The following is a 24,255-nucleotide window of genomic DNA, read 5'->3' as shown; positions in this document are numbered from 1 at the left end:
ATGTTTTTTGTGGCAAATAGTGACAAGAGTGCCTCGCTTGTTAACCACGGCAACATGAATGCATCGACAATAAGGCACTTTCCGGCATAAAAAACCCCGCCATTGGCGGGGCTTGTTACTGCGGGTATCGGCCATCAGCCAGCCTGCTGTTCACGTTCGATGGCGCGCCAGCCGATGTCATTGCGATAGAAGACACCGTCCCACTGGATCCGGGCAGCCAGCTGATAGGCACGCTGCTGCGCTTCGGCCACTGTGTGGCCCAGCGCGGTGGCGCACAGCACCCGGCCACCGGCGGTCACTACGGTATCGCCATCAAGGCGGGTTCCCGCGTGGAATACCTTCTCGCCGCTCGCCTCTTCCACCGGCAGGCCGCTGATGGCCTTGCCATGCTGGTAGTCGCCGGGATAGCCGCCAGCGGCCAGCACCACACCAATGGCTACGCGGGGGTCATAATTCGCCTCAACCTGATCCAGCTTGCCGGCACAGGCGGCCAGACAGAGTTCCACCAGATCGGAGCGCATCCGCAGCATGATGGGTTGGGTCTCGGGATCACCGAAACGGCAGTTGAATTCGATCACCTTGGGATTGCCCTGACCGTCGATCATCAGGCCAGCGTAGAGGAAACCGGTGTAGACGTTGCCCTCGGCCGCCATGCCGCGCACGGTCGGCATAATCACCTGCTCCATCACCTTGCGGTGTACTTCATCAGTCACCACTGGCGCCGGCGAATAGGCGCCCATACCGCCAGTATTGAGGCCGGTATCGCCATCCCCTACCCGCTTGTGATCCTGACTGGTCGCCATCGGCAGCACATGCTCGCCATCGACCATGACGATGAAGCTCGCCTCCTCCCCTTCCAGGAACTCCTCGATCACCACCCGGGCGCCAGCGTCGCCAAAAGCATTGCCTGAGAGCATGTCGCGCACGGCCTCTTCGGCCTCGGTCAGGGTCATCGCCACGATCACCCCCTTGCCTGCGGCCAGACCATCGGCCTTGATGACGATGGGCGCCCCCTTCTCGCGCAGATAGGCCAGCGCTGGCTCAACCTCGGTGAAGTTCTGGTACTCGGCAGTCGGGATGGCGTGACGGGCCAGAAAATCCTTGGCAAAGGCCTTGGAGCCCTCCAGCTGGGCAGAAGCCGCAGTCGGACCGAAGATAGCCAGCCCCTCGGCACGGAAGGCATCGACCACCCCTTTCACCAGCGGCGCTTCCGGGCCGACGATGGTCAGACCGATGCGCTGCTCCTTGGCAAACGCCAGCAGAGCCGGGATATCGGTAGCAGCGATGGCCACGTTCTCGATGCTCCCTTCGTGAGCGGTGCCAGCATTGCCGGGGGCGACGAAGACCCGGGTCACCAGAGGGGATTGCTTGGCTTTCCAGGCCAGGGCGTGTTCGCGGCCACCATTGCCAATGATCAGTACTTTCATCGTATCGCTCGCTTCTATGTGGGTCACAGGCTTCCGCCAGAGGGAAGCCGGTCGCAATAGTCAGTGGAAAAGAGACAACAAAAGGGCCGCCCGTGGCGGCCCTGATCCATCAGTGACGGAAGTGGCGCATGTTGGTGAATACCATGCACATGCCGTGCTCGTCGGCTGCGTCGATCACCTCCTGATCGCGCATCGAGCCACCCGGCTGGATCACGCAGGAGATACCGGCGGCGGCGGCGGCATCGATGCCGTCGCGGAACGGGAAGAAGGCATCGGAGGCCATGACGGAGCCCGCCACGGTCAGCCCTTCATCTGCCGCCTTGATACCGGCAATCTTGGCCGAATAGACGCGGCTCATCTGGCCGGCGCCAACGCCGATGGTCTGGCCATCTTTGGCGTAGACAATGGCATTGGATTTGACGAACTTGGCCACTTTCCAGCAGAACAGCAGATCTTGTAGCTCGGCCTCGGTCGGCTGACGCTTGCTGACCACGGTCAGGTCACCCAAAGTCACCATGCCGAGATCGCGCTCCTGCACCAGCAGGCCGCCGTTGACGCGCTTGAGTTCAAACCCTTGCGCCGGAGCAGTCCACTGACCGCATTCGAGCAGACGCACGTTCTGCTTGGCAGCGACCGCTTCGCGGGCCTCTTGACTGACAGTCGGGGCAATAATCACCTCGACGAACTGACGCTCGACGATGGCCTTGGCGGTGGCGCCATCCAGTTCGCGGTTGAAGGCGATGATGCCGCCAAAGGCGGAGGTGGGATCGGTCTGGTAGGCGCGATCGTAGGCACTCAGCAGGTCGTTACCGACGGCCACGCCACACGGGTTGGCATGTTTGACGATGACGCAGGCCGGCTCGTCGAACTCCTTCACGCACTCCAGCGCCGCATCGGTGTCGGCGATGTTGTTGTAGGAGAGCGCCTTGCCCTGCAGCTGGATAGCGCTGGAGACAGAACCCAGAGCGGCATGCTCTTCGGCGTAGAAGGCGGCTGCCTGATGGCTGTTTTCGCCGTAACGCATGTCCTGCTTCTTGATGAACTGGCTGTTGAAGGTGCGCGGGAAGCGGGACTTCTCGTCACCCTCCTTGTTGTCACCGTAAGAAGGAACCATTGTGCCAAAGTAGTTGGCGATCATGCCGTCGTAGGCAGCGGTGTGCTCGAAGGCTGCGATGGCCAGATCGAAACGGGTCGCCAGCTTCAGGCTGTTGCCGTTGGCATCCATTTCGCGAATAACCCGATCATAGTCGGCAGCTTTGACGACGATAGCGACATCTTTATGGTTTTTGGCGGCAGAACGCACCATGGTCGGGCCGCCGATGTCGATGTTCTCGACCGCATCGGCCAGGGTGCAGCCCGCTTTGGCCACGGTGGCGGCGAAGGGGTAGAGGTTGACGACAACCATGTCGATGGGGGAGATAGCGTGCTGGGCCATGATGGCGTCATCCTGATCCCGACGGCCGAGGATGCCGCCATGAACCTTGGGATGCAGGGTCTTGACCCGGCCATCCATCATTTCAGGGAAACCCGTGTAGTCGGAGACCTCGGTCACCGGCAGACCCGCCTCGCCAAGCAGCTTGGCGGTACCGCCCGTGGAGAGCAGGGCAACACCACGCTCGTTGAGTGCCTTGGCAAATTCCAGAATGCCAGTTTTGTCAGACACACTCAGCAGTGCACGGCGAATGGGTCGAGCTTGTTCCATCACACTATCGTCCTCAACATAACGGGGACCGTTCCATGGGAGGCGAGGCTCAACACAGAGAGTCCCCAAATAAATGGAAGTGGGGGATTTCGCAAACCACTCTCGCCCCGACATCCGGCAAAAGCGTTTTAGGAAATGCCCGCTTGGTGCGGCACTCTGTTATGGGCGCGTATTCTACACAAAAAATGTGACCTGTGGTGGATTTTTTGAAACAGCAAAGCCTTATTTGGCGCGGCGTTAAACGTTTTCCACCTGATTCTCTCGAAACGTTTGCACTTTCAGTGTTTTATGGAAAAAAGGGTCGCCAGGAGATGTTTATCTGCCCCTTTTATGCCCTTGGCTGGCAATCCATGGGCAAAGGGGTGATAGTGGATTCCGGTTTTTGTGGCGGCATACATTCAAGGGGAGAGAGAGCATGTATCGGATCGGTGAACTGGCCAAGGCGTGCGGGGTCAAGGCAGATACCCTGCGTTTTTACGAGAAGAACGGGCTTATCTCACCGGGGATCCGCAACGAATCCGGCTACCGCCTCTACAGCGAACAGGACAAGCGGCGGCTGGAGTTTATTATCCGCGCCAAGTCGGTCGGATTCTCGCTGGCCGATATCGGCGAGCTGCTCGACCTCGATACCAACAAGGCCAAAGTCACCTGTCAGGAGGTGAAAGCGGTAGCCGACACCAAGCTGGCCCAGGTGGAGCAGAAGATCATCGAACTGACCCGCTTTCGCGACAATCTGCGCGAGCTCTCCAATATCTGCTGCGGCGGCCCCCGCTCGGCGGAGCACTGCGCAATCCTCGAGACGCTGGAATCTGGCGCCCCGGCCCATCACGAGCATCACAGCCACGACCAGCATGACCCGGTTCACGGCTGACATGGTATGCCTGACTGAGCGTGCCTGGCTCAGTGTGACTGACTCGGCGCCGCCGACGCATTGCTCCGGCGGCGATTTGGTGACAAAATCGCCGCATTTTTAACCGGTGCCAGTGCATCCGGTTGCCGGGCGCTCAGCTGAACAGGCGCTCGCAGCGAAAACCACCATCCAGACACAAGAATCAACACACCAAGAGAAAAGAAGAGGAGCCATCATGGCCAAGATCCGGGTCGACCAACCCGCCCTCCCCCGTGAGGAGCATGCGCAAGGGGGCCACTATGCCCACCAGCGCGGCGAGATAAAGGATAACCATCTGCATGCCCTGCTCTCCGATCCCCTGTTTCGCAGCCGGGTCGAGCGCAACAAGAAGGGCAAGGGGAGTTACCAGCGCAAGGCCAAATTCGGCAAGCGGTGGGAGCCCGGCCAACAGCAGATGATCCGCGTCTGCTGCTGAGCGGGTTTCTACCGACCAAAACAATCAGGGCGCCATTGGCGCCCTGATTGTTTTGACAGAAGAAGCGATTTGGCAACGCCAACTCACAGCCTCAACAGGCCGCTCACTCATCCATAAAGAGTTCGAGCAACACGTTGAGATAGCGATGGCCGAGAGAAGTGAGCTGCCAGCTCTCTCCCAAATCCTCGATCAGCTCCTTGCTTTGGGCGATGGCGAGCACCGTCTCCACCCGCTCCAGCGGCAAGCCGGTATAGGCCTCGAACTCCGCCTTGGGGGCCGGTTCAAACAGGCGGAAGCGGTTCATAAAGTATTCGAGCGGCAGATCGTCTGCCGTCACCTGCCACTGCTCGTCCAGATAGGGGCGACTCTTGTCCAGATACCCTTTCGGATGCTTCACCTTGGCGGTGCGCAGGATCTGCTGATCCGCGAGATCAGTCACCTTGCCGTGGGCGCCGCAGCCAATCCCCAGATAGTCACCGAAGCGCCAGTAGTTGAGGTTGTGATGGCACTGGTAGCCCTCTTTGGCATAAGCCGAGATCTCGTACTGGCGATAACCGCTGGCGGTGAGCATGGCGTGGCCCTGCTCGTAGATATCCCACAGGGTGTCATCTTCCGGCAGTTTGGGCGGTTTGGAGGCAAAGGCCGTGTTCGGCTCTATGGTGAGCTGATACCAGGAGAGGTGCGGCGGTGCGCAGTCGATAGCCTGCTGCAGGTCGTAAAGGGCATCATCCAGACTCTGATCCGGCAGACCGTGCATCAGATCCAGATTGAAAGTGGGCAACTTGATGGCGTGGGCCAGTGCCGCCGCCTTGCGCGCCTCTTCCGGGCCGTGAATGCGGCCGAGGCGGCTCAGCTTCTCCTGCTGGAAGCTCTGCACACCGATGGAGATGCGGTTGATGCCGGCGCGCTGGAAACCGGCGAATTTGTCCGCCTCCACCGTACCCGGGTTCGCCTCCATGGTGATCTCGCAATCTGCGGTGAGCGGAATGCGGGCCCGAACCCCGTCCAGCAAGGCTTGCATCGCCTCCACCGTCAGCAGGCTGGGGGTGCCGCCGCCGATAAAGATCGAGGAGAGCGGCCGCCCCTGTGCCCACTTCAGATCCTGATCCAGATCCTCCAGCAGGGCGGCGACATATTCGAGGTGAGGCAACTCCCCCTTCTGGGCATGGGAGTTGAAGTCACAGTAAGGGCACTTCTGGACGCACCAGGGCACATGAATATAGAGAGAGAGCGGCGGCAGTTGCAGCATGGACGTTCCAATAAAACGGGGGCTCAAGGCCCCCATTGTAGATGACAATATGCGATGGGCGGTGGGGGCTTAACTCAGTGAGCCGCCAGCGCCGCTTTCAGTTTGGCCAGCGCCTGGGCACGGTGGCTCAGCTGGTTTTTCAGCTCGGCCGGCATCTGGGCCGCGGTGCAGTCGTGGTCCGGCACGAAGAAGACGGGGTCATAGCCAAAACCATGCTGACCGCGCTGCTCGTCGATGATCATCCCTTCCCAGCTTGCCTGACAGATGATGGGGGTGGGATCGTCGGCGTGGCGCATATAAACCAGCACACACCAGAAGCGGGCGCTCTTGAGATAATCAGGCGCCCCTTTGAGCTCAGCCAGCAACTTCTCGATATTGGCCTTGTCACCGGCACCCTGACCGGCAAAGCGGGCGGAGTAGACCCCGGGACGACCCTGCAGCAGATCCACTTCCAGACCGGAGTCATCGGCAACGGCGGGCAAGCCGGTAATGCGGGCGGCATGGCGCGCCTTGATGATGGCGTTTTCAACGAAGGTGGTGCCGGTCTCATCGGCATCGGAGACAGCAAACTCGCTCTGCGGGATCACCTGGATCTTCATGTCGGCCAGCATGGCGGCCAACTCCTTCACCTTTTTCTGGTTACCTGTTGCCAGGACAAGCTTGTTCATCGAGCACCTCCGCAAAAATAATCAGCGCATTCTATGCGGCGCAAGCGTTTAGTAAAAGCGCCAATTACAGCTGCTGCCATGGCTTGAGCGGGAGTTATCCCCCTTTCAATAGAGCGCTTTTTGATACATGTTTCCGCAGAGGAATAACCGAAGTGATTAAATACCATTTCTATTCATTACTTTGAGCCAGTAGACTCGCGCACCAATTCAATTCCGGCTGATAGAGAGGTGACAGATGCCATTGATTCTTTTACTCGTACTGCTGGTGCTGTTCAGCCCGTTGGCCATCGACATCTACCTGCCCGCCATTCCGCAGATGGCCGAACAGCTCGGGGCGGAAGTGACCCTGATGCAGGGCACCATCACCTGGTTCCTGTTCAGCATGGGGCTGGGACAACTGCTGGTCGGTCCGCTGGCCGACCGCTATGGCCGCAAACCGGTTGCTCTGGGCGGCGTGCTGCTCTACGGTCTGAGCGCGCTGGGGGCCGGTTTCGCCGCCAGCCTCGGCGAATTGATGCTGGCGCGAGTACTGCAGGGCTTTGGCGCCTGCGCCACCTCGGTCGCCGCCTTCTCGGTGGTGCGTGACAGCTATGGCCCGAAAAAGAGCGGCCAGATGATCTCCTATCTCAATGGCGCCATCTGCTTTATCCCGGCCCTGGCCCCCCTGCTCGGTGGCTGGCTCACAGCCAAGGCGGGCTGGTCGGCCAACTTCTGGTTTATGGCCGGTTATGCGCTCATCGTCGGCAGCTGGCTGCTGTGGCGGATGCCGGAGACCCGCCCTGAGGAGACCCGCAGCGAAGGGGCCCTCATCAGCTGGTCGCGCTACAGCCCGGTACTGCGCACCCCCAGCTTCCTGTTCAACGCGGCGCTGTGCATGCTGGCGATGGCGGTTATCCTCGCCTATGTCACCGCTGCGCCGGTACAACTGATGGTGAAGCTGGGACTGGATATGAGCGGCTTTAGCTACTGGTTTACCGCCAACGCCGCGCTCAACATTCTGGCCTGTTTCATGGCCCCGCGCTTTATCGCCAAGGTGGGGCCAAGACGCACCCTGCGTATCGGCCTGCTGGTACTGATGCTCTCGGCCATCGCCCTGACCCTCGCGATGCACATCGAACATCCGCTGGCGATGATGGGGCCGGTATTCCTCTCCAGCATCGGCTTTGCCATGATCCTGGGTTCGGCCGCCGGGATGGCGCTGGCACCGTTCGGCCACTGCGCCGGTACCGCCGCCGCCCTGCTCGGCCTGTTCCAGATGAGCGGCTCCGGTGCTCTGGTTGGCCTGACCGGCGCCCTGATGCACGACCCGCTCAGCCAGCTGGCACTGCATATGTGGCTGCTGCTACCGCCGCTGGTGATGCTGATGACACGCCGCGGACGCCGCTTGTGTTTGCAATAAATCCTGTGCTCTGATGCACACTCCGGGGGCCGTGGGCCCCCTTCTTGTTTGTCACTCGACGTCAGCGGAGAACCCCGATGAGCCACTCTCTCAACGCCGCCCTGGTGGGCTATGGCTTTGCAGGCAAGACCTTCCACGCCCCCTTCCTCTCCACCACGCCCGGTTTATCTCTGAGCTGGGTGGTGAGCCGCGATGCTGCCAAGGTGCAGGCCGATCTGCCCGGCTGCCGGGTTGGTTCACTGGAAGAAGTGCTGAGCGATGAGACCGTCGATCTGGTGGTGATCGCCACCCCCAACGATACCCATGCCCCCCTCGCCCGCCAGGCGCTGCTGGCAGGCAAGCACGTCGTCATCGACAAGCCGTTTGCGCTGGATCTGGCCGAAGCGGCAGAGCTGGTCGAGTTGGCCGAAAAGCAGCAGCGACTGCTCAGCATCTTCCACAACCGCCGTTGGGACGGGGATTTCCTTACCGTGCGCCGTTTGATTGCCGAGGGGACGCTGGGGCAGATCGCCCAGTTCGAATCCCATTTCGATCGCTATCGCCCCGAGGTGCGTCAACGCTGGCGCGAAGCGGGTGGCCCGGGTTCCGGCCTCTGGTTCGATCTCGGCCCCCATGTGCTGGATCAGGCGCTGCAGCTGTTCGGCCAACCGGACTGGCTGCAGGCAGACCTTGCCGGGCAGCGCCCCGGTGCCCTGGCTGATGACTACTTCCATGTGGTGCTGGGCTATGGTGAACGGTCTGGCGCAATGCGAGTGATCCTGCATGGTAGCTGTCTGGTATCGGCCACCATGCCCCGCTTTATCGTTCACGGCAGTCAGGGCTCGTTTGTCAAATTCGGTATGGATGTGCAGGAAGATCAGCTCAAGCTGGGCAAGCGGCCACCGGCAGCGGATTGGGGGTTGGATAGCGAACCCGGTCAGCTCAGTCGCATCGTGGATGGCCAATTGCAGCAACAGAGCCTGACCGGCGCAGCGGGCGATTACGGCGCCTACTACCGTGGCGTCTGTGCCGCCATCAGAGGTGAGGGAGATAACCCGGTACCCGCCACGGAAGCATTGGCGGTGATGGCACTGCTGGATCTGGCCCGCGAGAGCAACCGCTTGGGGCAACGGCTGAGCTGTCAAAAGCTGTCTGACTAACGCGGTACAGGTTGCCGCTCTGACAGATATGAATACCGTTTAAACTGCCAATCAACATCAATAACTTGGTTGTTTATTGTGCACAAACCGCAAATAAGCGGCATCTTGTATTGATATCAGTCGTTGCAGTGGAGCTTTTTATCCACTGCACGAAAAAATGTCATTGTGATATCCGTTTTCATCGGTAACCAATGGGGCTATATTGCGCCCGCCTGCCTGAGTCCCGGCCTCTTGTTTTATTCCGGGTCACGGTGGGCGCAGTGATGGTTGTTTCGACCATCTCTCCATCTTTTTTTGAGGGAATGCACATGAACAAAGTACTGGTAGCCGGTATCCTGGGTCTGATGTTGACTGCTTGCGGTCAGAAAGAAGAAAAAGCTGCCGCGCCTGCTGCTGCTCCGGCCGCCGAAGTTGCTGCAACTGTAGAAAAAGCCGCTAGCGAAGCCACCTCTACTGTAGAGAAAGCCACCTCCGAAGCGACTGCAACCGTTGAAAAAGCTGCTGACGAAGCTGCTACCAAGGTTGAAGCTGCAGTGAGCGATGCCAAGGCCAACTAAGCCTGCACCTCATTGAAAGACGGGCCCCATGGGCCCGTTTTTTTATCTGCCGCTCAAGGCGCTGGATTAATCAGCGAGGTGAGAATGTGATCCTCCCAGCGGCCATTGATCATCAGATACTCCCGCGCATACCCCTCCCGCTCGAATCCGAGTCGCTCCAGCAAGGCGCCGCTACGCAGGTTAGCGGGCATATAGCAGGCCATGATGCGATGCAGTCCCTGCTCGCGAAACAGATAGTCGATGGCAGCAGTCAGGATCTCCTGCATCAGCCCCTGCCCCTCATGCTGCCGGTCAATGGCATAGCCGAGGTGACACGCCTTGAAGATCCCCATCATGATGTTGCTGAAGTTGCAGGTGGCGATCACCCGCTCACCCGCCGGATCGAGCGCCACCAGATTGACACCGGTGCCTTTGAAAAACTGGCTGTAGCTATCCTGCAGCCGGTTATGCCAGTAAGAAAGGGTGTAGAAATGGTCGTCGCGCAGCGGCTCCCACGGGGTAAGGTGGTCGCGATTGCGCCGGTAAAAGTCGAGGATCATCGGGGCCTGATCGGGGGTCAGCAGCGTCAGGTGGACCCGCTTGGTTTTGATATGGGGTAGCGCCATCAGGAGTCTCTCTGCCCAAGCCATTCGTCGCGCAGCAGGCTGTAGTGAACATGATCCACGACCCGGGAACCCAGTCGCTCCGCACGCCGGGTAATCCCCTCCTGCTGCATCCCGAGCCGCTCGCAGACGGCTCTGCTGGGCTCATTGTCGGTCGCGGCAGTGATCTCCACCTTCTCCATCCCCATCTCCTCAAACGCGTGATGGATCAATGCATGACAGGCCCGGGTAATGATGCCGTTGCCCTGCCAGCGCTCTGCCAGCCAGTAGCCGATGACCACCTTGCCAAGATCGTGATCGATGCTGTTGTAGCCAATGACCCCAACCACCTCTCCCTGATACTCGATGGCGGTGGTCAGCCCCTCGCCACGGGCAAACTTCTCGATGGCATGACGGATAAAAGTTGCGCTGTCGGCTGGACGCAAAATGAAAGGGGGCCAGGGCAGCCATTGGGAGAGGTACTCCCGGTTGTCATTGCAGAGGGCAAACAGCTCGCTCGCCATGTCTGGCTGCAAGAAGAGCAGCGCCAGCTCGTCATCCAACTGCCATGAAAACATGGGATTCTCCTTTTAAATCAGTCGCCAAAACATGGGGCTGCCCCAATGTAGCCAATCGCAACTTGGCACGCCAGCCACTTTTGTCACCCCCTCATTACCTCTCTTGGCAGGAAGAGGCGACAGCCCCGCACTATTTATCTCCCTCCAAAGAGGAGGGTGGCTCTCTGAAACCGGATAACTCTCTTCGAAAGGCTCCTTTTGATGCCCTAAATGGGCCATTCAGCAGATCCTGCTACCCCTCTGTGCTGCGCTGTCACATCTGACAGGAGGCACTTTTTTACCCCCGAACTAGCTTGAAAACGCCCGACCTGGGGTCGGTTCAACAACATCATCGATTTAAGGAAAGAAGAGATGAATAAAGTATTTCTGGCCGTGGCACTGGCCTGTTGGGGAGGTGCCGCCATGGCGGCACAAGAAGTCGAGATCAACGTTAACGCAAGCAGCGCCAGAGCAATGTCTGGCCTTAATGCCGGCTCCGGCACACTGCAGCTGGAAGATGGCGAGTTTCGTCAGGTGCGGGTAGTCAAACTGCCCAACGGACAACAGCGGATCCGCTACGAGCAGACCTGGAACGGCATTCCGGTAATGGGCCAGGTCGTGGTGGCCGACAAGAGCCTGAGCGGCCAGCTACAGCAGGCCAGCGGGCGCATGCTGCGCCAGATTGATCAGGATGTGGCGAGCCCGGTCGCAACCCTCTCGCCACAGGATGCCGCCAGCAAGGCCAAGGCGGGCAGCAAGGGGAGCAACGAGCAGATCAAGCTTTACGTGATGCAGGACGAGAACGGTCTGGCCCGACTGGTCTATCAGGTCTCCTTCGTTGTGGAAGGTGACAAACCGAGCCGCCCCTTTGTCATCCTCGATGCCCAGAGCGGCGAGGAGCTCAAACGCTGGGAGGGGATCAACCACAAGGACGCCACCGGCCCCGGGGGCAACATCAAGACCGGCAAATACTTCTATGGCACCGACTTTGGCCCGCTCATCGTCGATGACAACTGCCGGATGACCAGCCCCAACGTCGATACCATCAACCTCAACCACGCCACCTCTGGCGGCACCATACACCAGTTCACCTGCCCGGAGAACCGGGTCAAGGAGATCAACGGCGCCTACTCGCCGCTCAACGACGCTCACTACTTCGGCAACGTGGTATTCGACATGTACCGCAACTGGTACAACACAGCACCATTGACCTTCAAGCTGAAGATGCGGGTTCACTACAGCAAGAATTACGAGAACGCCTTCTGGGATGGCAGCCAGATGACCTTCGGGGATGGGGCCACCACCTTCTACCCGCTGGTAAGCCTCGACGTGGCAGCCCACGAGGTGAGCCACGGCTTTACCGAACAGAACTCGGGGCTGGTCTACTCGGGGCAATCCGGGGGAATCAACGAGGCCTTCTCCGACATGGCGGGGGAAGCGGCCGAGTTCTACATGAAGGGGAGCAACGACTGGCTGGTCGGGGCGCAGATCTTCAAGGGCAACGGCTCCCTGCGCTACTTCGAGGATCCGACCCGTGATGGCAAATCCATCGGCCATGCCAGCGACTACTACGACGGCATCGACGTGCACCACAGCTCTGGGGTCTATAACCGCGCCTTCTACCTGCTGGCCAACAGCAACGGCTGGAACACCCGCAAAGCGTTCGAGGTGTTCGTGCTGGCCAACCGCCTCTACTGGGGCGCCAACACCGACTACCAGCAAGGGGCTTGCGGCGTCAGCCGGGCCACTGCCGATCTGGGCTACAACCAGGCCGATGTGGCGCGGGCCTTCCAGACCGTCGGGGTCAATGCCAGTTGCGGTACGACGCCACCAAGCGACAACGAGCTGAAAAACGGCGTGCCGCTGAACAATCTCTCCGCCAGCAAGGGGGGCAAGCTCAACTACACCCTGACCGTACCGGCGGGCACCAAGTCACTGCAGATCAACAGCAGCGGCGGCACCGGTGATGCCGACCTCTACGTCCGCTTTGGCTCTGCCCCCACCAGCAGCAGCTACGACTGCCGTCCCTACAAGGGCGGTAACAACGAAAGCTGCTCCTTCACCAATCCCAAGGCAGGTACCTGGTACGTCCAACTCTCCGGCTTTGCTGCATTCAGTGGCGTGACCCTCAAGGCCAGCTACTGATCCTCTGGCGCGGGGGCAACCCCGCGCCCTTTACTCCTTGCGCCACCGTTTGGCCAGTGATCGGGCCATGGCCAGTACCGTCTCTCTGGCGGGATTGGGCCGCTTGCCACCGCGCCAGGCCATCATGACGTCCCAGTGATCCTGCGGCAAATTGACCACATCGAGTCTGATCAGTCGCCCCATCTCCAGATCCCGCGCAATCGCCAGCTCCGGCATCAAAGTGATAAAGCCGTGCTCCAGCGCCAGTTCCCGCGCCGCACTGGCCGGTTGTATGCCGTGAATGGGGCTGGCAACACGGCGGATCCGCCGCAGTTGCTGAATGAAGGCATCACACCCCGGCCCCCACACCTGGGGGGCCAACCGCTGATCGGCGATATCCTCCAGCGTGAGGCCGTGGCAGCCTGCCAGGGGATGGAGCGGTGAGGCGATGGCGATGATGGGAGAGCAGCAGAGCAGCTCCATCTGCAGGCCGGAGACCGGTGGGCGCTTGAGCACAAAGCCGATATCCGCCTCCCCGGTCAGCAGCGCCTGCATGATGTCGCCCGAGTGATCCGTGGTGCAGCGGATCTCGAACGGCTCGTCCACCAGCTCCATCAACAGCGAGCCAAACACCACCGAGGTGAGCGAAGGAAGGCTGGAGAGACGGATACAGGGCAGTGCCGGTGCCCCCTGCAGTGCCAACCGTCCTTCACTCAGGGTGGCCAGCGCAGAGCGGGCGGCAGGGAGAAACTCCTCGCAGGCACGGGTTGGGGTCACACCGCGCCGATGGCGCTGAAACAGCGGGGCACCGAGGCTCACCTCCAGCTGGGCAATCCGCTGACTCACCAGTGGTTGTGACCAGCCGCGGATGGCAGCGGCCTGACTAAAACTGCCCAGCTCGGCCACATCCAGCAGCAGTTGCAGATCGTCCAGATCCATAGACATAAATAATCCTGATATGAAATATAGGTAGTTGTCGTCTACCACTATATCTAAACCCTCTCCAGAATGAAGTTATCTGTAAATGAGAGGGCGTTATGGTCGATAGGGCGAGGTTTTGGGGACGCTGGTTTCTGGCGCTGGATACCACACTGGTGATCCTGGGTTTCTTTGTGGTGATGCCGATGATCAGCCTGCGCTTCGTCGACCAGCTCGGCTGGGCTGCCGGGCTGGTGGGTCTGGCTCTCGGGCTGCGCCAGCTGACCCAGCAGGGGCTGGGGATTTTCGGCGGTTCGCTGGCCGACCGTTTCGGTGCCCGCCCGCTCATCGTCACCGGCATGCTGCTGCGGGCCATCGGCTTCGCTACGCTGGCCTGGGCCGACAGCGGCGCCATGCTGATCTTCTCCTGCTTCCTCTCCGGACTGGGCGGCTGCCTGTTTGACCCGCCCCGGGCTGCGCTGGTGATCAAATTCACCCGTCCCCATGAACGGGGCCGTTTTATCTCCCTGCTGATGATGCTGGAGAGCGCGGGGGCCGTCACCGGCGCCCTGCTCGGCAGCTGGCTGCTGCGCTTTGACTTCACCTACGTCTGTCTGCTCGGGGCCGGGCTCTTCACCCTGGCGGCGCTCTGCAACTGGACGCTGTTGCCCGCCTATCGCCTATCGATCAAGCCGACGCCGATGCGTCAGGGATTGGGCAAGGTGCTGGCGGATCGCGCCTTCTGCCGGCTGGTGCTGATCTTAAGCGGCTACTACATGCTCTGGGTGCAGGTAATGCTGATCTTTCCCATTCTGGTCAAACAGCTATCCGGCAGCACCACCGCCGTGGGCTGGATGTACAGCCTGGAAACGGCGCTGTCACTGGCGCTGCTCTACCCCATCGCCCGCTTCAGCGAACGTCGCTATCGCCTCGAGAATCGCCTGCTGGCAGGCATCCTGATGATGACGGTGGGGATCGGTCTGGTCGCTTTCGTCAGCACCCTCTCCGGCCTCTTCGTGCTGCTGGCCTGCTTCTATCTCGGGATCATCATCTGCGAACCGGCCCGGGAGACCCTGATGACACGGCTGGCCAATCCGGCAGCCCGGGGCAGCTACATGGGTTTTAGCCGGCTCGGCCTCGCCGTCGGCGGCATGACCGGTTACGTGGGGGGCGGCTCGCTCTACGATTACGCCATGCAGCAGGGCCAACCCGCCCTCCCCTGGCTGGTGCTGGGTACGGTGGGCGTGGCCACCATGCTGCTGCTTGCCCACTGCTTCTCCCGCCGTCCGGAACTGGCCGCCAGAGCCGCAGCCTGACGATCGCTACCCTGCGGCAGCCCGGGGGCTGCCACTATTGCTAGTCCGCCGGGACGATAAAAAAGTTGCGCATTACAACTTTTTGACTATTTTAGTTGTCAGACACAACTAAACAGGAAATCCCGACATGGATCCCCGTCCCCTGCGCGCCCTGTCGCGCGATCTGGTTCGTGAACTGGGTATGCTCTCCCAGCACTGTGGCCAGCTGGCTCTCACTCCCATCGAAGCACACCTGCTGATCGAGCTGGAGAGCGCACCGGCCACCAACCAGCAACTGGCCGAGAAACTGCGCATCGACAAATCCAATGCCAGCCGCCCGCTGGCCCGCCTGGCCGAGCGCGACCTTATCAGCTGGCATCCCCACCCCTCCGATGGCCGCAGCAAGGAGGCCCGCCTCACAGCCGAAGGTCAGGCAATGCTGCTGACGCTGCATCGGGAGATGGATCACGCCATGGAGGAGATGCTGGCGCAGCTGAGCCAATCCGAGCGCGAACAGCTGTGGAGCGGCATGCTGCTCTACCGCAGCGCCCTCTCCCGTGCTCGTCGCCAGCAGGGCTACCATATTCGCCCTATCACAGAAGCAGACAATCCCCACATCGCGACCGTTATCCGCACCGTCTCGGCGGAGTACGGGCTCACCGCCGACAAGGGATATGGCGTCTCGGATCCCAATCTGGACAGGCTCTATCAAACCTATCAGGAAGAGGCGAGCCGCTACTGGGTCATCGAAGGGCCGGACGGTTCCATCCTCGGTGGCGGTGGCATAGCGCCGCTGGCTGGAGAAGAGGGAGTATGCGAATTGCAGAAGATGTACTTCCTGCCCGCCCTGCGTGGTCTGGGTCTGGGCAAGCGGCTGGTGTTGCAGGCGCTGGACGAGGCTGGCGCCCTTGGCTATCGGCGCTGCTATCTGGAGACCACCGAAGTACTGCGCGAGGCCACCAGCCTGTACGAATCCCTCGGGTTTGAGCATCTGCCCGGCCCCCTTGGCTGCACCGGCCACGGGGATTGCGAAATCTGCATGCTGCTCGATCTGGAACAGAGAGCCTCATCATGAATGAGCCGACACGACACACCGTTGGCATTCGCGATGTCTGCTTCGGCGAGCGGGTGAAACTGGTTGAGCCCGTCAATCTCTACGGCTGTACTCTGGCGGACGATGTCTTTATCGGCCCCTTCGTGGAAGTGCAGGCCAACGTCATCATTGGCCGCGCAACCAGAGTCCAGTCGCACACCTTTATCTGCGAGCACGTCACCATAGGTGAAGGGTGCTTTATCGGTCACGGGGTGATGTTTGCCAACGATCTCTTCAAACAGGGATCTCCCGATCCGTACTCGGCCCACTGGGGCCGAACCGTCATTGAGGATGAAGTCTGCATCGGTTCGAATGCCACCATTTTACCGGTCCGCATCTGCCGGGGCGCCGTCATCGGTGCCGGAGCCGTCGTCACCCGGGATATAGAGATCCCCGGCACCTATGCCGGCAATCCGGCCCGTTTGCTGCGCACCTTTTGAGAGCCCACGCCAGACGATACCTTGGTACACCAATAAAAAGACCCCGCCGAAGCGGGGTCTTTTTTTATCGTGTCTGCCGGTCGGGCAAGCGCTTATCAGTGCTCGCGAGTCTGACGGAACTCCACGTCCGGGTGGCGCTCCTGGGCCAGGCGCAGGTTGACCATGGTCGGCGCGATATAGGTGAGGTTGTCACCGCCATCGAGGGCCAGGTTGACCTCGTTCTTGCGCTTGAACTCTTCGAACTTCTTGACGTCAGTCCCTTCCACCCAGCGGGCGGTGGAGACGTTGACCGCCTCGTAGATGGCCTCGACGTTGTACTCGCTCTTCAGACGAGAAACCACCACATCAAACTGCAGCACACCGACCGCACCGACGATGAGATCGTTGCTGATCAGCGGACGGAACACCTGCACCGCGCCCTCTTCGGAGAGCTGCACCAGCCCCTTGAGCAGCTGCTTCTGCTTGAGCGGGTCGCGCAGGCGAATGCGGCGGAACAGTTCCGGTGCAAAGTTCGGGATGCCGGTGAACTTGAGATCTTCACCCTGGGTGAAGGTGTCGCCGATCTGGATAGTGCCGTGGTTGTGCAGACCGATGATGTCGCCGGCGAAGGCGTCTTCCGCCTGCTCCCGGTCACCGGCCATGAAGGTAACGGCGTCGGAGATGTTCACATCCTTGCCGATACGCACGTGGCGCATCTTCATGCCCTTGCTGTAGGTGCCTGATACGATACGCATAAAGGCGATGCGGTCGCGGTGTTTCGGATCCATGTTTGCCTGGATCTTGAACACGAAGCCGGAGAACTTCTCCTCGGTCGCCACCACTTCGCGGCTCTCGGCCTTGCGGGGCATGGGAGACGGCGCCCAGTCGGTCAGGCCATCCAGCATGTGGTCAACACCGAAGTTACCCAGTGCGGTACCGAAGAAGACCGGGGTCATCTCGCCAGCGATAAAGGCATCGTGATCGAACTCGGGAGAGGCGCCCTGCACCAGTTCCAGCTCGTCACGCAGCTGCTGAGCCAGATCTTCGCCGACGGCGGCATCCAGATCCGGGTTGTTCAGTCCCTTGACCACCCGCTTCTCCTGGATGGTGTGGCCCTGACCGCTCTGATAGAGATAGGTCTCATCCTTGTAGAGGTGATAGACACCCTTGAAGGATTTGCCGCAGCCGATAGGCCAGGTGATCGGGGCGCACATGATCTTCAGCTCGCGCTCTACTTCATCCATCACTTCCATCGGATCGCGCACTTCGCGGTCCAGCTTGTTCATGAAGGTGAGGATGGGGGTATCACGCAGACGGGTGACTTCCATCAGCTTGCGGGTCCGGTCTTCAACACCCTTGGCGGCATCGATGACCATCAGGCAGCAGTCGACCGCGGTCAGGGTACGGTAGGTATCTTCGGAGAAGTCCTCGTGACCCGGGGTGTCAAGCAGGTTGACCAGACAATCGGCATAGGGGAACTGCATCACCGAGGTGGTGATGGAGATACCACGCTGCTTCTCCATCTCCATCCAGTCGGATTTGGCGTGCTGGCCCGAGCCACGGCCCTTGACGGTACCGGCGCGCTGAATGGCCTGTCCGAACAGCAGGACTTTCTCGGTGATGGTGGTTTTACCCGCATCCGGGTGCGAAATGATCGCAAAAGTGCGTCTCTTGGAGACTTCACTCAGAAATTCAGCTGACATAATTCAACGTTCTTCTATTGGGCGGCGGCCTTGGCCACCGTGGGAGTAATTCCGGGATGCCGCATTGACTCACGGTCCGGCATGGATACGCAACGGGCCACTCGGGCAGACATCTGGTCTGTCGGTGGTGAGAGGAAGAGGGTTGCGTTACATGGGTCTTCTCGCCTGAGTCAAAGCAAAATTGCGCGACATTATACCCGCACGGGTGAAAAATACCCAGTCCGGCTTGGGGAATTCAGCAGCCGGATGATCCGCTCAGAGGATGGATGAGAATGCGGGCTAACTACTCTGCCCGCATCACCAGATTGCGTCCTGCCTGCTTGGCCCGATACATGGCGCCATCAGCACGCTTGATCAGGTCGCTCAATGTCTCGTCGAGAGAGCTCAACTCGGCACAACCGATACTGACATGGATGGCATGCCCTTCCGGTACGCCATCAACCTTCAGCAAAGAGATGTGATAACGGATCCGCTCCGCCACCTCGACAGCCTCATCAAGACCCGTGTCAGGCAGCAGCACCAGAAACTCCTCGCCACCGTTGCGTCCTATCCGATCGAGCGAGCGCAGCTGCCCTTCGGCGCTGCTGGCGACCGCCACCAGCACGCTGTCGCCAACATGATGGCCCAGCTGGTCATTGACCTGTTTGAAGTGATCGATATCGAGCAGCAGCACGCTAAATGGCTTGCCACTGCTTCGCGACTGCTGAAAGGACTCCTCCCCCAGCTTCTGGATCTGGCGGCGGTTATGGATGCCGGTCAGTTCGTCGGTCATCGCCAGATGGTGCATCTTGCGGGAGCGGCGATACTGATAGAAGACAGCGATCCCCATCAGCACCAGCAGCAGCGAGACCACCAGATACTGCCAGTAGCGACGCTCGCGCAGTTGCTGGAGTTCAGCCTCCTGCAACAGCTGTCTGGTCTTGAGGGTCTGGTGGGCCAGCTCCTTGCGTGCCATGTCGAACTCGAAGCGCATCTGCAGAGTCCGCTGTTCCATCAGCACCTTCTCGACCGCCGTGCGAGTTTTGACATAGAGCTTCAGATTGGCCAGCGCCTCTTTAATCTGCCCCTTCGACTCGAAGATCCGCGAACGCACCTCGTAGAGCCGGGTCAAAAAGCGCTGATTGTTCTCTTTGACGAAGATGGGCTCGGCTCTGGCAAGGCTGGCAAGCGCCTCGGATAGCTTGCCCTGCGTCTCCAGCACCATCCCCATCACCAGTTGCCAGTGCCCCTGGGTGACGCTGTCTATATCGCTACTACGGAGCAGAATCGCCTCGGCCTGCTGCAGCTTGGCCATGGCCTGATCGCCCTTGCCCTGATAGTGGAGGATGGTGGCCAGCTCAATCTGGCTCCAGGCCAGAAAGCCATCCTGCTGCTGTTTCCGGTAGAACTGCTCCGCCTGTTCCAGCAGCGGACGCGCCCTTGCATACTCCCCCATCTCGCTGTAGAGCACCCCCTGCTGGGAGATGATACTAATCTGGCGCTCCTCCTCCCCCTCTTTTTCGTACTCCTTCTCCAGCTCCTTGAAGTAGCCCTCGGCCCGCTCATAGAGCCCCATCCTGCGATAGGCATTGGCAATGTGACCCAACGTCTCCCGCGCCTTGCCATCCAGTCCCAGAGCTTCATAACCGCGGTGAGCCTCCATCAGCTCTTGCAGCCCTTCCGCCAGCTTGCCCTGATAGGCATACATGTCGCCGCGCTGACTGAGGATGTCCGCCTCCTGCAGCCTGTCACCCAGATTGCGCGCCAGTTGCAGCGCCTGTTCGTAATCGGCCTTGGCCTGTTTCATGTTGCCCAGCAGCTGCTGATGAAAGCCGCGACAGGTGAGCAGGCCCGCCTCGGTGAGGCCATCCTTGCGCTCACGGGCCCGCTGCAGTGCCTTGTCGGCAAACTCCACCACCCGGCGATATTCGCCATCCCGCTCGGCTGGCATGGCCCAGCACTGCAGGCGCACGATGCGCCCCTGCACATCCGGTGGATAGGCATCATAGTTTGCTGCAAGCACGGCAACACGCAGTCGAAAAACACGCTCGCTGTGACTCCCCTCCTCCAGCTGTTGCAGCTCTCGGGAGAGTTTTGGCTCGGCAAGCGGCTCTCTGGCAGCCCATACGGAGCTACTGCAAAGCGCGGTCAGCAAGAGCAGGGCGAGGAAACGTATCATGCGGGGTCACTTCTCCAGTCAGAGAACACAGCCATTGTGCAGCACATCATAACTGCTCATCCCACAACGTACAGCAACCACTGACAGGAACCAAACAACGCGCCATATCAATCAGCTAAAGGCAGCCTCAAGTGGATTATGACTTGGCAAGACGTCGGCTCAGTGCTGTTGCCAGCGTCGCAACAAGCGGCCGCGCAGGCCGCAATCGAGCAACCAGCTGTTGTCGAACACCCGCAGCAGCGCCTGCTTGGCGTGACGGGACATGGCCACCGCATGAAAACGGGTCTGGCGCTGACGATAGCGGTTCATCTGATCGAGCAGGGCGTGGGGCAGGCTCTGGGCGATAAAATCGGAGATGACCAGCACGTCCGCCTTGGCAAAGGCGGGATCATCGAGCTTGGCCAGCGCCTTCTCGAGGCAGGGCACCAAATCGGTACCGCCGTGAAAACTCATGGAGAGGAAGCGCTCCGCCTTCTCCAGTCCGGTATCGGCGGTGATCTCGAGGGTCGCCACCTCGGTGGAGAAGAGCATCAGATAGCAACCGCGCTTCTCGTCCATCGCCACCCGCAGCAGGGCCAGAAACAGCGCCTTGGCGCACTCCTCCGGATATCCGCCCATGGAACCGGAGGTATCGACGCAGACGATAAAGGGGCCGCGCTGTTGGAGCTGCTTACCCCCCTGTTCCGGGGTGCGCAGCATGATGCGTTGGCGCGGCAGGGTACCCCGCGACTGATAGCTGAGCAGGCGCCGCTCCAGATAGCGGCGGTAGAACTCCAGCTCCAGTTCGGGCAGCCCCAGCATCACCGCCTCGCTTGGCAGCAGCCGCATCAAATCGCTCGCCTGATGAATGCCCACCAGATCGTCCGGCACATCGTCGCTGGGTGCCGGTTCCAGCTCCAGCACCTCGACCGGCGGCACCGGCTGCTCTTGCGCCCGCCGCTCCCGCTCGCTGCGCCCGAGCAGACCGGCAATCTCCGCCAGCAGCGGCTCGCGCTGCAACATGCGGGCATACTGCTTGACCAGCACCAGACTGCGCTTGTGCCAGCTCCCCTGCGCCAGATCCCACAGACCACCGGCGGAGATCTTGTTGGGGTCGAGGGCATCGGCCAGGGTACGACTCGCCAGCAGCTGATCTTCAATCTCCTGACGCTGTTTCTCCCGCTCCGCCTCGGCGATCTGCTGCTGCAGCTGCAGCAGGCTACCCACCAGACTGGCACGCCACTTGTCGATAAAGAGCTGGCACAACCCCTCGGTGGGGTGAGCCATCAGCTGGCGCACCAAGGATCGCGCCTCACCGGCAAAGGGGCTGTACTGCTCCAGCGACTCCAGCAGGCTTGGCAGACGACCAACCAGCTCGGTCATCGGCAGTTGCCGATGGGCCTGATAGAGCAGGTACTCCTGCTCCAGCGCCACCGGCACCGGTTTGTGGCGGATCTCCTCCCCCAGCTGCTCGCCCCAGCTCTGCAGACGCTTTTTCAGCAGCTTGCCTTGAAGCGGGGAGCGCCTGATGAACTCGGAAATCTTGGGCGAGGCTGCCAGCAGCGCCACCACCTCGCCCGCCAGCTCCCCCTCGCCCATCAGCAGTCCCAGATCCAGCATGCCGATCTCAAGCATGATCTGCCCCTTAGCCGTCCAGTCTCGGCAACCGTTCGCGCCACTGTGCCAATTCGCTGCGCAGCAGCTCGAGATCCCGTCCCAGCACGAAGAAGCTGTCTTCCACCTGTTGCAGCCAGCGCGAGGCGATAAAGAGGTGCTGCTGATGACGCTCGAACAGGCTGCGCTGCTGCTTGAGATCCTGCTGCACCTTGCCAGTCTGGCTCTGCAACTCGTCGAGCGCCTGCAACCAAGGCTCCAGCACCACCTCGGGAATGGCGCTGCGCTCCACCAGCACCAGCGGGACCTGCTGACGCTGGATATCGAGCACCTGCAGCCGCAGTTCGTCGTCGAGCACCAGCTCGTAGTGCCCCTCTTTCGGGTTGCCGAGCGGATGGCCGACCAGCGCCTCACCGGTAGGGCGCCAGTGAGAGAGCAGAGTGCGATCAAACATCAGGGTATCGGTCAGCCGCTCGGGATCGCTGCCATCCAGCGGGGCCGGCGTGAGCAGATGGAAGTGCACCTGCTTGCCAAAGGGTCTGGCATTGGCGAGCGGGATCTCGATCCCCCGGGCGCGGCGGCCAAACCACTGCTTGCGCTGCCGCGCCTTGCAGCAGAGGCGCTGGGCCACGCTCTGTTTGAGCTGCTTGAACTGATCGCGCAGGGCCAGCAGCTGGCGGGTCATCGCCAGCTGCTGATAGCCATAGAGACGGGAGAACTCGGTCATCATCTCCAGCAGGGCAGTGCGGGACTCCTCGTCATGCCAGAGGCAATCCTTGAACAGCAGCAAATCGATAGGGGCCACCTCGTCGCGACCATTGAAGAAGGCGCTCGCCTTGATGAGCCGTACCGCCTTCTTCCAGCGCCGATCCGACACATAGCAGCGGTGCGCCAGCTGGCTGTCGAGCTGTTGGCGCAATTGATAGATAAGCTCGAAGCAGGCATCCGGCAACCGCACCTGTTCAATCTCGCCCTGCCACTGCTCGTACTCGTCCCCGCGGATCTGCAACGAAGCAGGCAGGTTGTGGTGCGAATGACCGTCGCTGGCCAGCATCGCCTGAAAGTTGGACTTCTCCTGCACCCGATCCATCCAGATCCGCACCAGCATCCGGTCATAGAGCGCTTCCAGCCCGCTGTCGGGGGCTGGCAGTTCGTTGGAGGCAGTCACCAGCAGCCGCATCGGAATGGGGTGCTGGCTGTCGCCGTTGCGAAACTGCCGCTCGTTGATGGCGGTGAGCAGGGTGTTGAGGATGGCGGGGCCCGCCTTCCAGATCTCGTCGAGGAATACCACCTCGGCCTCGGGCAGGTAGCCAGCGGTGAGGCGCAGATATTTGCCATCCTCCTTCAGTGCCTGAATGGAGAGGGGGCCGAACACCTCCTCCGGCGTACTGAAGCGGGTCATCAGGTATTCGAAGTGGCGGGCCTCAAAAAACGCCAGCTTGAGGCGGCGGGCAATCAGGCTCTTGGCGATGCCGGGGGGGCCCAGCAGAAACACGCTCTCGCCACTGAGCGCAGCCAGCAAACCGAGACGCAGGGCATCCTGCCGTTCATAGAGCCCCTCCCCCAGAGCGGCCAGCAGGCGGGGCAGGCGCTCCTGAATGGGAATGGCACGCGCAGAGTTCGTGGCTTGAGCTAAAGGCGACATAGAGACAATTCCAGGCTGGGATGATGATAAGCCCAAGGGGTGATGGCCACCTGTTCGTCCTTGGGGTTTCTCTTGTTATGATATTTATCCGGTTCTATTGCGCCAGAATACCCGACTCTGGCAGGAAAAAAACCGGATAACCCCCGCAGAGGGCCGCAAAGGGTGCAGAGCAACCCGTTCGCGTGTACCCTGCCGGCACGATTTTCCCCAATGCAGCCAAGAGAGTGACTCACCCATGATAGACCCCGTACGTCAAAGCATGCTGGCCCGCATGGGCATTCAGAGCTGGCAGCTGCGTCGTCCGGCCATGCTGGGTGTCGCCCCTGCCGAAGAGGCAGAAGTAGCCAGTACGGAATCGCCGCAAGAGGCTATCCCACAGGCTCCTCGCCCTGCCGGCAAGCTCTGGCTGCTGGCTCAGGCGCTGCCCGTTGCGACACTGCTGGAGGATATCTGTCAGCTGCTCGCCATCAGAACCGATGAGGTCACGCTGCTGAGCACGCCCCCAGAGGCGCACTGGCTGCAACAAGAGCCGTCACCGCTGCTCTGGCTGACCGAGGCCGATTCCCGCTGGCCCGATGCCCTCGTCTGCCCGCTCGCCCCCGGCAGTGCCGAAAAGCGGGCACTGTGGCAACAGTTGCAGCCACATCTCGCAGCCCGGACAGCCTGACCCAATCCCATGCCCGTCGCTGCGGGCTTTGACGTT

Annotated in this window: 21 protein-coding genes; 10 read left to right on the top strand and 11 right to left on the bottom strand. The window is 60.8% G+C overall.

Annotation, left to right across the window (positions count from 1 at the left end; translation table 11 throughout):
• Nucleotides 1–134: 134 nt before the first annotated feature.
• Both purD and purH read right to left on the bottom strand, forming a co-directional pair.
• On the bottom strand, nucleotides 135–1,427 hold the full coding sequence (purD, locus tag BS300_RS14825) for a phosphoribosylamine--glycine ligase (RefSeq protein ID WP_071913649.1): 1,293 nt from the start codon (nucleotides 1,425–1,427) through the stop codon (nucleotides 135–137).
• 109 nt (nucleotides 1,428–1,536) lie between these two features.
• Nucleotides 1,537–3,129 (bottom strand): bifunctional phosphoribosylaminoimidazolecarboxamide formyltransferase/IMP cyclohydrolase, encoded by a 1,593-nt coding sequence (purH, locus tag BS300_RS14820; RefSeq protein WP_071913647.1) that lies wholly within the window; start codon nucleotides 3,127–3,129, stop codon nucleotides 1,537–1,539.
• A 415-nt stretch (nucleotides 3,130–3,544) separates the two neighbouring features.
• Here purH and zntR point away from each other — a divergent pair, with 415 nt between their 5' ends.
• Together zntR and BS300_RS14810 are read left to right on the top strand one after the other, a co-directional pair.
• Nucleotides 3,545–4,000, top strand: coding sequence for a Zn(2+)-responsive transcriptional regulator (gene zntR / locus BS300_RS14815; RefSeq protein WP_005341244.1), 456 nt, complete (start codon nucleotides 3,545–3,547; stop codon nucleotides 3,998–4,000).
• A gap of 214 nt (nucleotides 4,001–4,214) precedes the next feature.
• On the top strand, nucleotides 4,215–4,454 hold the full coding sequence (locus tag BS300_RS14810; protein WP_071913645.1) for a ribosome alternative rescue factor ArfA: 240 nt from the start codon (nucleotides 4,215–4,217) through the stop codon (nucleotides 4,452–4,454).
• Between the two features lie 103 nt (nucleotides 4,455–4,557).
• Here the strand turns inward: BS300_RS14810 and hemW are convergent, their stop codons facing one another.
• Both hemW and rdgB read right to left on the bottom strand, forming a co-directional pair.
• Nucleotides 4,558–5,703 carry a radical SAM family heme chaperone HemW gene (hemW, locus tag BS300_RS14805; protein WP_071913643.1) on the bottom strand — a complete coding sequence of 382 codons (1,146 nt, stop codon included), beginning with the start codon at nucleotides 5,701–5,703 and terminating at the stop codon, nucleotides 4,558–4,560.
• A gap of 74 nt (nucleotides 5,704–5,777) precedes the next feature.
• Nucleotides 5,778–6,371: an RdgB/HAM1 family non-canonical purine NTP pyrophosphatase gene (gene rdgB / locus BS300_RS14800; RefSeq protein ID WP_033112987.1), complete on the bottom strand. Its 594-nt coding sequence runs from the start codon at nucleotides 6,369–6,371 to the stop codon at nucleotides 5,778–5,780.
• 235 nt (nucleotides 6,372–6,606) lie between these two features.
• Between rdgB and BS300_RS14795 the strand changes: the two genes are divergently transcribed.
• From BS300_RS14795 to BS300_RS14785, 3 genes are all read left to right on the top strand, one after another.
• Complete coding sequence (locus tag BS300_RS14795; RefSeq protein WP_071913640.1) at nucleotides 6,607–7,770, top strand: multidrug effflux MFS transporter; 1,164 nt, start codon at nucleotides 6,607–6,609, stop codon at nucleotides 7,768–7,770.
• 77 nt (nucleotides 7,771–7,847) lie between these two features.
• The gene (locus BS300_RS14790) at nucleotides 7,848–8,909 is read left to right on the top strand and encodes an oxidoreductase (RefSeq protein ID WP_071913638.1); all 1,062 of its coding nucleotides are present in this window, start codon (nucleotides 7,848–7,850) and stop codon (nucleotides 8,907–8,909) included.
• 308 nt (nucleotides 8,910–9,217) lie between these two features.
• The gene (locus BS300_RS14785) at nucleotides 9,218–9,466 is read left to right on the top strand and encodes a hypothetical protein (RefSeq protein ID WP_042030661.1); all 249 of its coding nucleotides are present in this window, start codon (nucleotides 9,218–9,220) and stop codon (nucleotides 9,464–9,466) included.
• A gap of 53 nt (nucleotides 9,467–9,519) precedes the next feature.
• Here BS300_RS14785 and rimJ read toward each other — a convergent pair whose 3' ends face one another.
• Together rimJ and BS300_RS14775 are read right to left on the bottom strand one after the other, a co-directional pair.
• Entirely contained in the window at nucleotides 9,520–10,071 is a 552-nt protein-coding gene (gene rimJ, locus BS300_RS14780) for a ribosomal protein S5-alanine N-acetyltransferase (RefSeq protein ID WP_071913637.1), read from the bottom strand.
• Nucleotides 10,071–10,625 carry a GNAT family protein gene (locus BS300_RS14775; protein ID WP_033112982.1) on the bottom strand — a complete coding sequence of 185 codons (555 nt, stop codon included), beginning with the start codon at nucleotides 10,623–10,625 and terminating at the stop codon, nucleotides 10,071–10,073. The genes rimJ and BS300_RS14775 overlap by 1 nt, the downstream gene beginning before the upstream one ends.
• A gap of 351 nt (nucleotides 10,626–10,976) precedes the next feature.
• Between BS300_RS14775 and BS300_RS14770 the strand changes: the two genes are divergently transcribed.
• Nucleotides 10,977–12,749: a M4 family metallopeptidase gene (locus BS300_RS14770; protein ID WP_071913635.1), complete on the top strand. Its 1,773-nt coding sequence runs from the start codon at nucleotides 10,977–10,979 to the stop codon at nucleotides 12,747–12,749.
• A 30-nt stretch (nucleotides 12,750–12,779) separates the two neighbouring features.
• Here BS300_RS14770 and BS300_RS14765 read toward each other — a convergent pair whose 3' ends face one another.
• Nucleotides 12,780–13,673, bottom strand: coding sequence for a LysR family transcriptional regulator (locus tag BS300_RS14765; RefSeq protein WP_033112980.1), 894 nt, complete (start codon nucleotides 13,671–13,673; stop codon nucleotides 12,780–12,782).
• 92 nt (nucleotides 13,674–13,765) lie between these two features.
• Here BS300_RS14765 and mdtH point away from each other — a divergent pair, with 92 nt between their 5' ends.
• The 3 genes from mdtH to BS300_RS14750 all read left to right on the top strand — a co-directional run bounded on the left by mdtH (nucleotide 13,766) and on the right by BS300_RS14750 (nucleotide 16,474).
• Nucleotides 13,766–14,962, top strand: a complete 1,197-nt coding sequence (gene mdtH, locus BS300_RS14760; protein ID WP_043851147.1) for a multidrug efflux MFS transporter MdtH — start codon at nucleotides 13,766–13,768, stop codon at nucleotides 14,960–14,962.
• A 127-nt stretch (nucleotides 14,963–15,089) separates the two neighbouring features.
• The gene (locus BS300_RS14755) at nucleotides 15,090–16,016 is read left to right on the top strand and encodes a helix-turn-helix domain-containing GNAT family N-acetyltransferase (protein ID WP_071913633.1); all 927 of its coding nucleotides are present in this window, start codon (nucleotides 15,090–15,092) and stop codon (nucleotides 16,014–16,016) included.
• Nucleotides 16,013–16,474 (top strand): acyltransferase, encoded by a 462-nt coding sequence (locus BS300_RS14750; RefSeq protein WP_071913631.1) that lies wholly within the window; start codon nucleotides 16,013–16,015, stop codon nucleotides 16,472–16,474. Before BS300_RS14755 ends, BS300_RS14750 begins: the two co-directional genes overlap by 4 nt.
• 95 nt (nucleotides 16,475–16,569) lie before the next feature.
• Here BS300_RS14750 and prfC read toward each other — a convergent pair whose 3' ends face one another.
• From prfC to BS300_RS14730, 4 genes are all read right to left on the bottom strand, one after another.
• Complete coding sequence (prfC, locus tag BS300_RS14745) at nucleotides 16,570–18,159, bottom strand: peptide chain release factor 3 (RefSeq protein ID WP_085942998.1); 1,590 nt, start codon at nucleotides 18,157–18,159, stop codon at nucleotides 16,570–16,572.
• 280 nt (nucleotides 18,160–18,439) lie between these two features.
• A complete protein-coding gene (locus BS300_RS14740; protein WP_071913629.1) occupies nucleotides 18,440–20,314 on the bottom strand; it encodes a diguanylate cyclase in 1,875 nt (624 codons plus the stop codon).
• Between the two features lie 159 nt (nucleotides 20,315–20,473).
• Nucleotides 20,474–21,928 carry an ATPase RavA stimulator ViaA gene (viaA, locus tag BS300_RS14735; RefSeq protein WP_071913627.1) on the bottom strand — a complete coding sequence of 485 codons (1,455 nt, stop codon included), beginning with the start codon at nucleotides 21,926–21,928 and terminating at the stop codon, nucleotides 20,474–20,476.
• A gap of 10 nt (nucleotides 21,929–21,938) precedes the next feature.
• The gene (locus BS300_RS14730; RefSeq protein ID WP_071913626.1) at nucleotides 21,939–23,552 is read right to left on the bottom strand and encodes an ATPase RavA domain-containing protein; all 1,614 of its coding nucleotides are present in this window, start codon (nucleotides 23,550–23,552) and stop codon (nucleotides 21,939–21,941) included.
• Nucleotides 23,553–23,787: 235 nt separating this feature from the next.
• On the opposite strand from BS300_RS14730, the gene BS300_RS14725 reads away from it, so the two are divergent.
• Entirely contained in the window at nucleotides 23,788–24,219 is a 432-nt protein-coding gene (locus BS300_RS14725; RefSeq protein ID WP_071913624.1) for a DNA polymerase III subunit psi, read from the top strand.
• Nucleotides 24,220–24,255: the final 36 nt, after the last annotated feature.

Origin of the sequence: Aeromonas sp. SCS5, from assembly GCF_001887375.1 — a bacterium.
Taxonomy (GTDB): Bacteria; Pseudomonadota; Gammaproteobacteria; order Enterobacterales; family Aeromonadaceae; genus Aeromonas; species Aeromonas jandaei.
Note: the sequence above shows the minus strand (reverse complement) of the source record. Positions and strands in the feature narration are given on the sequence as shown.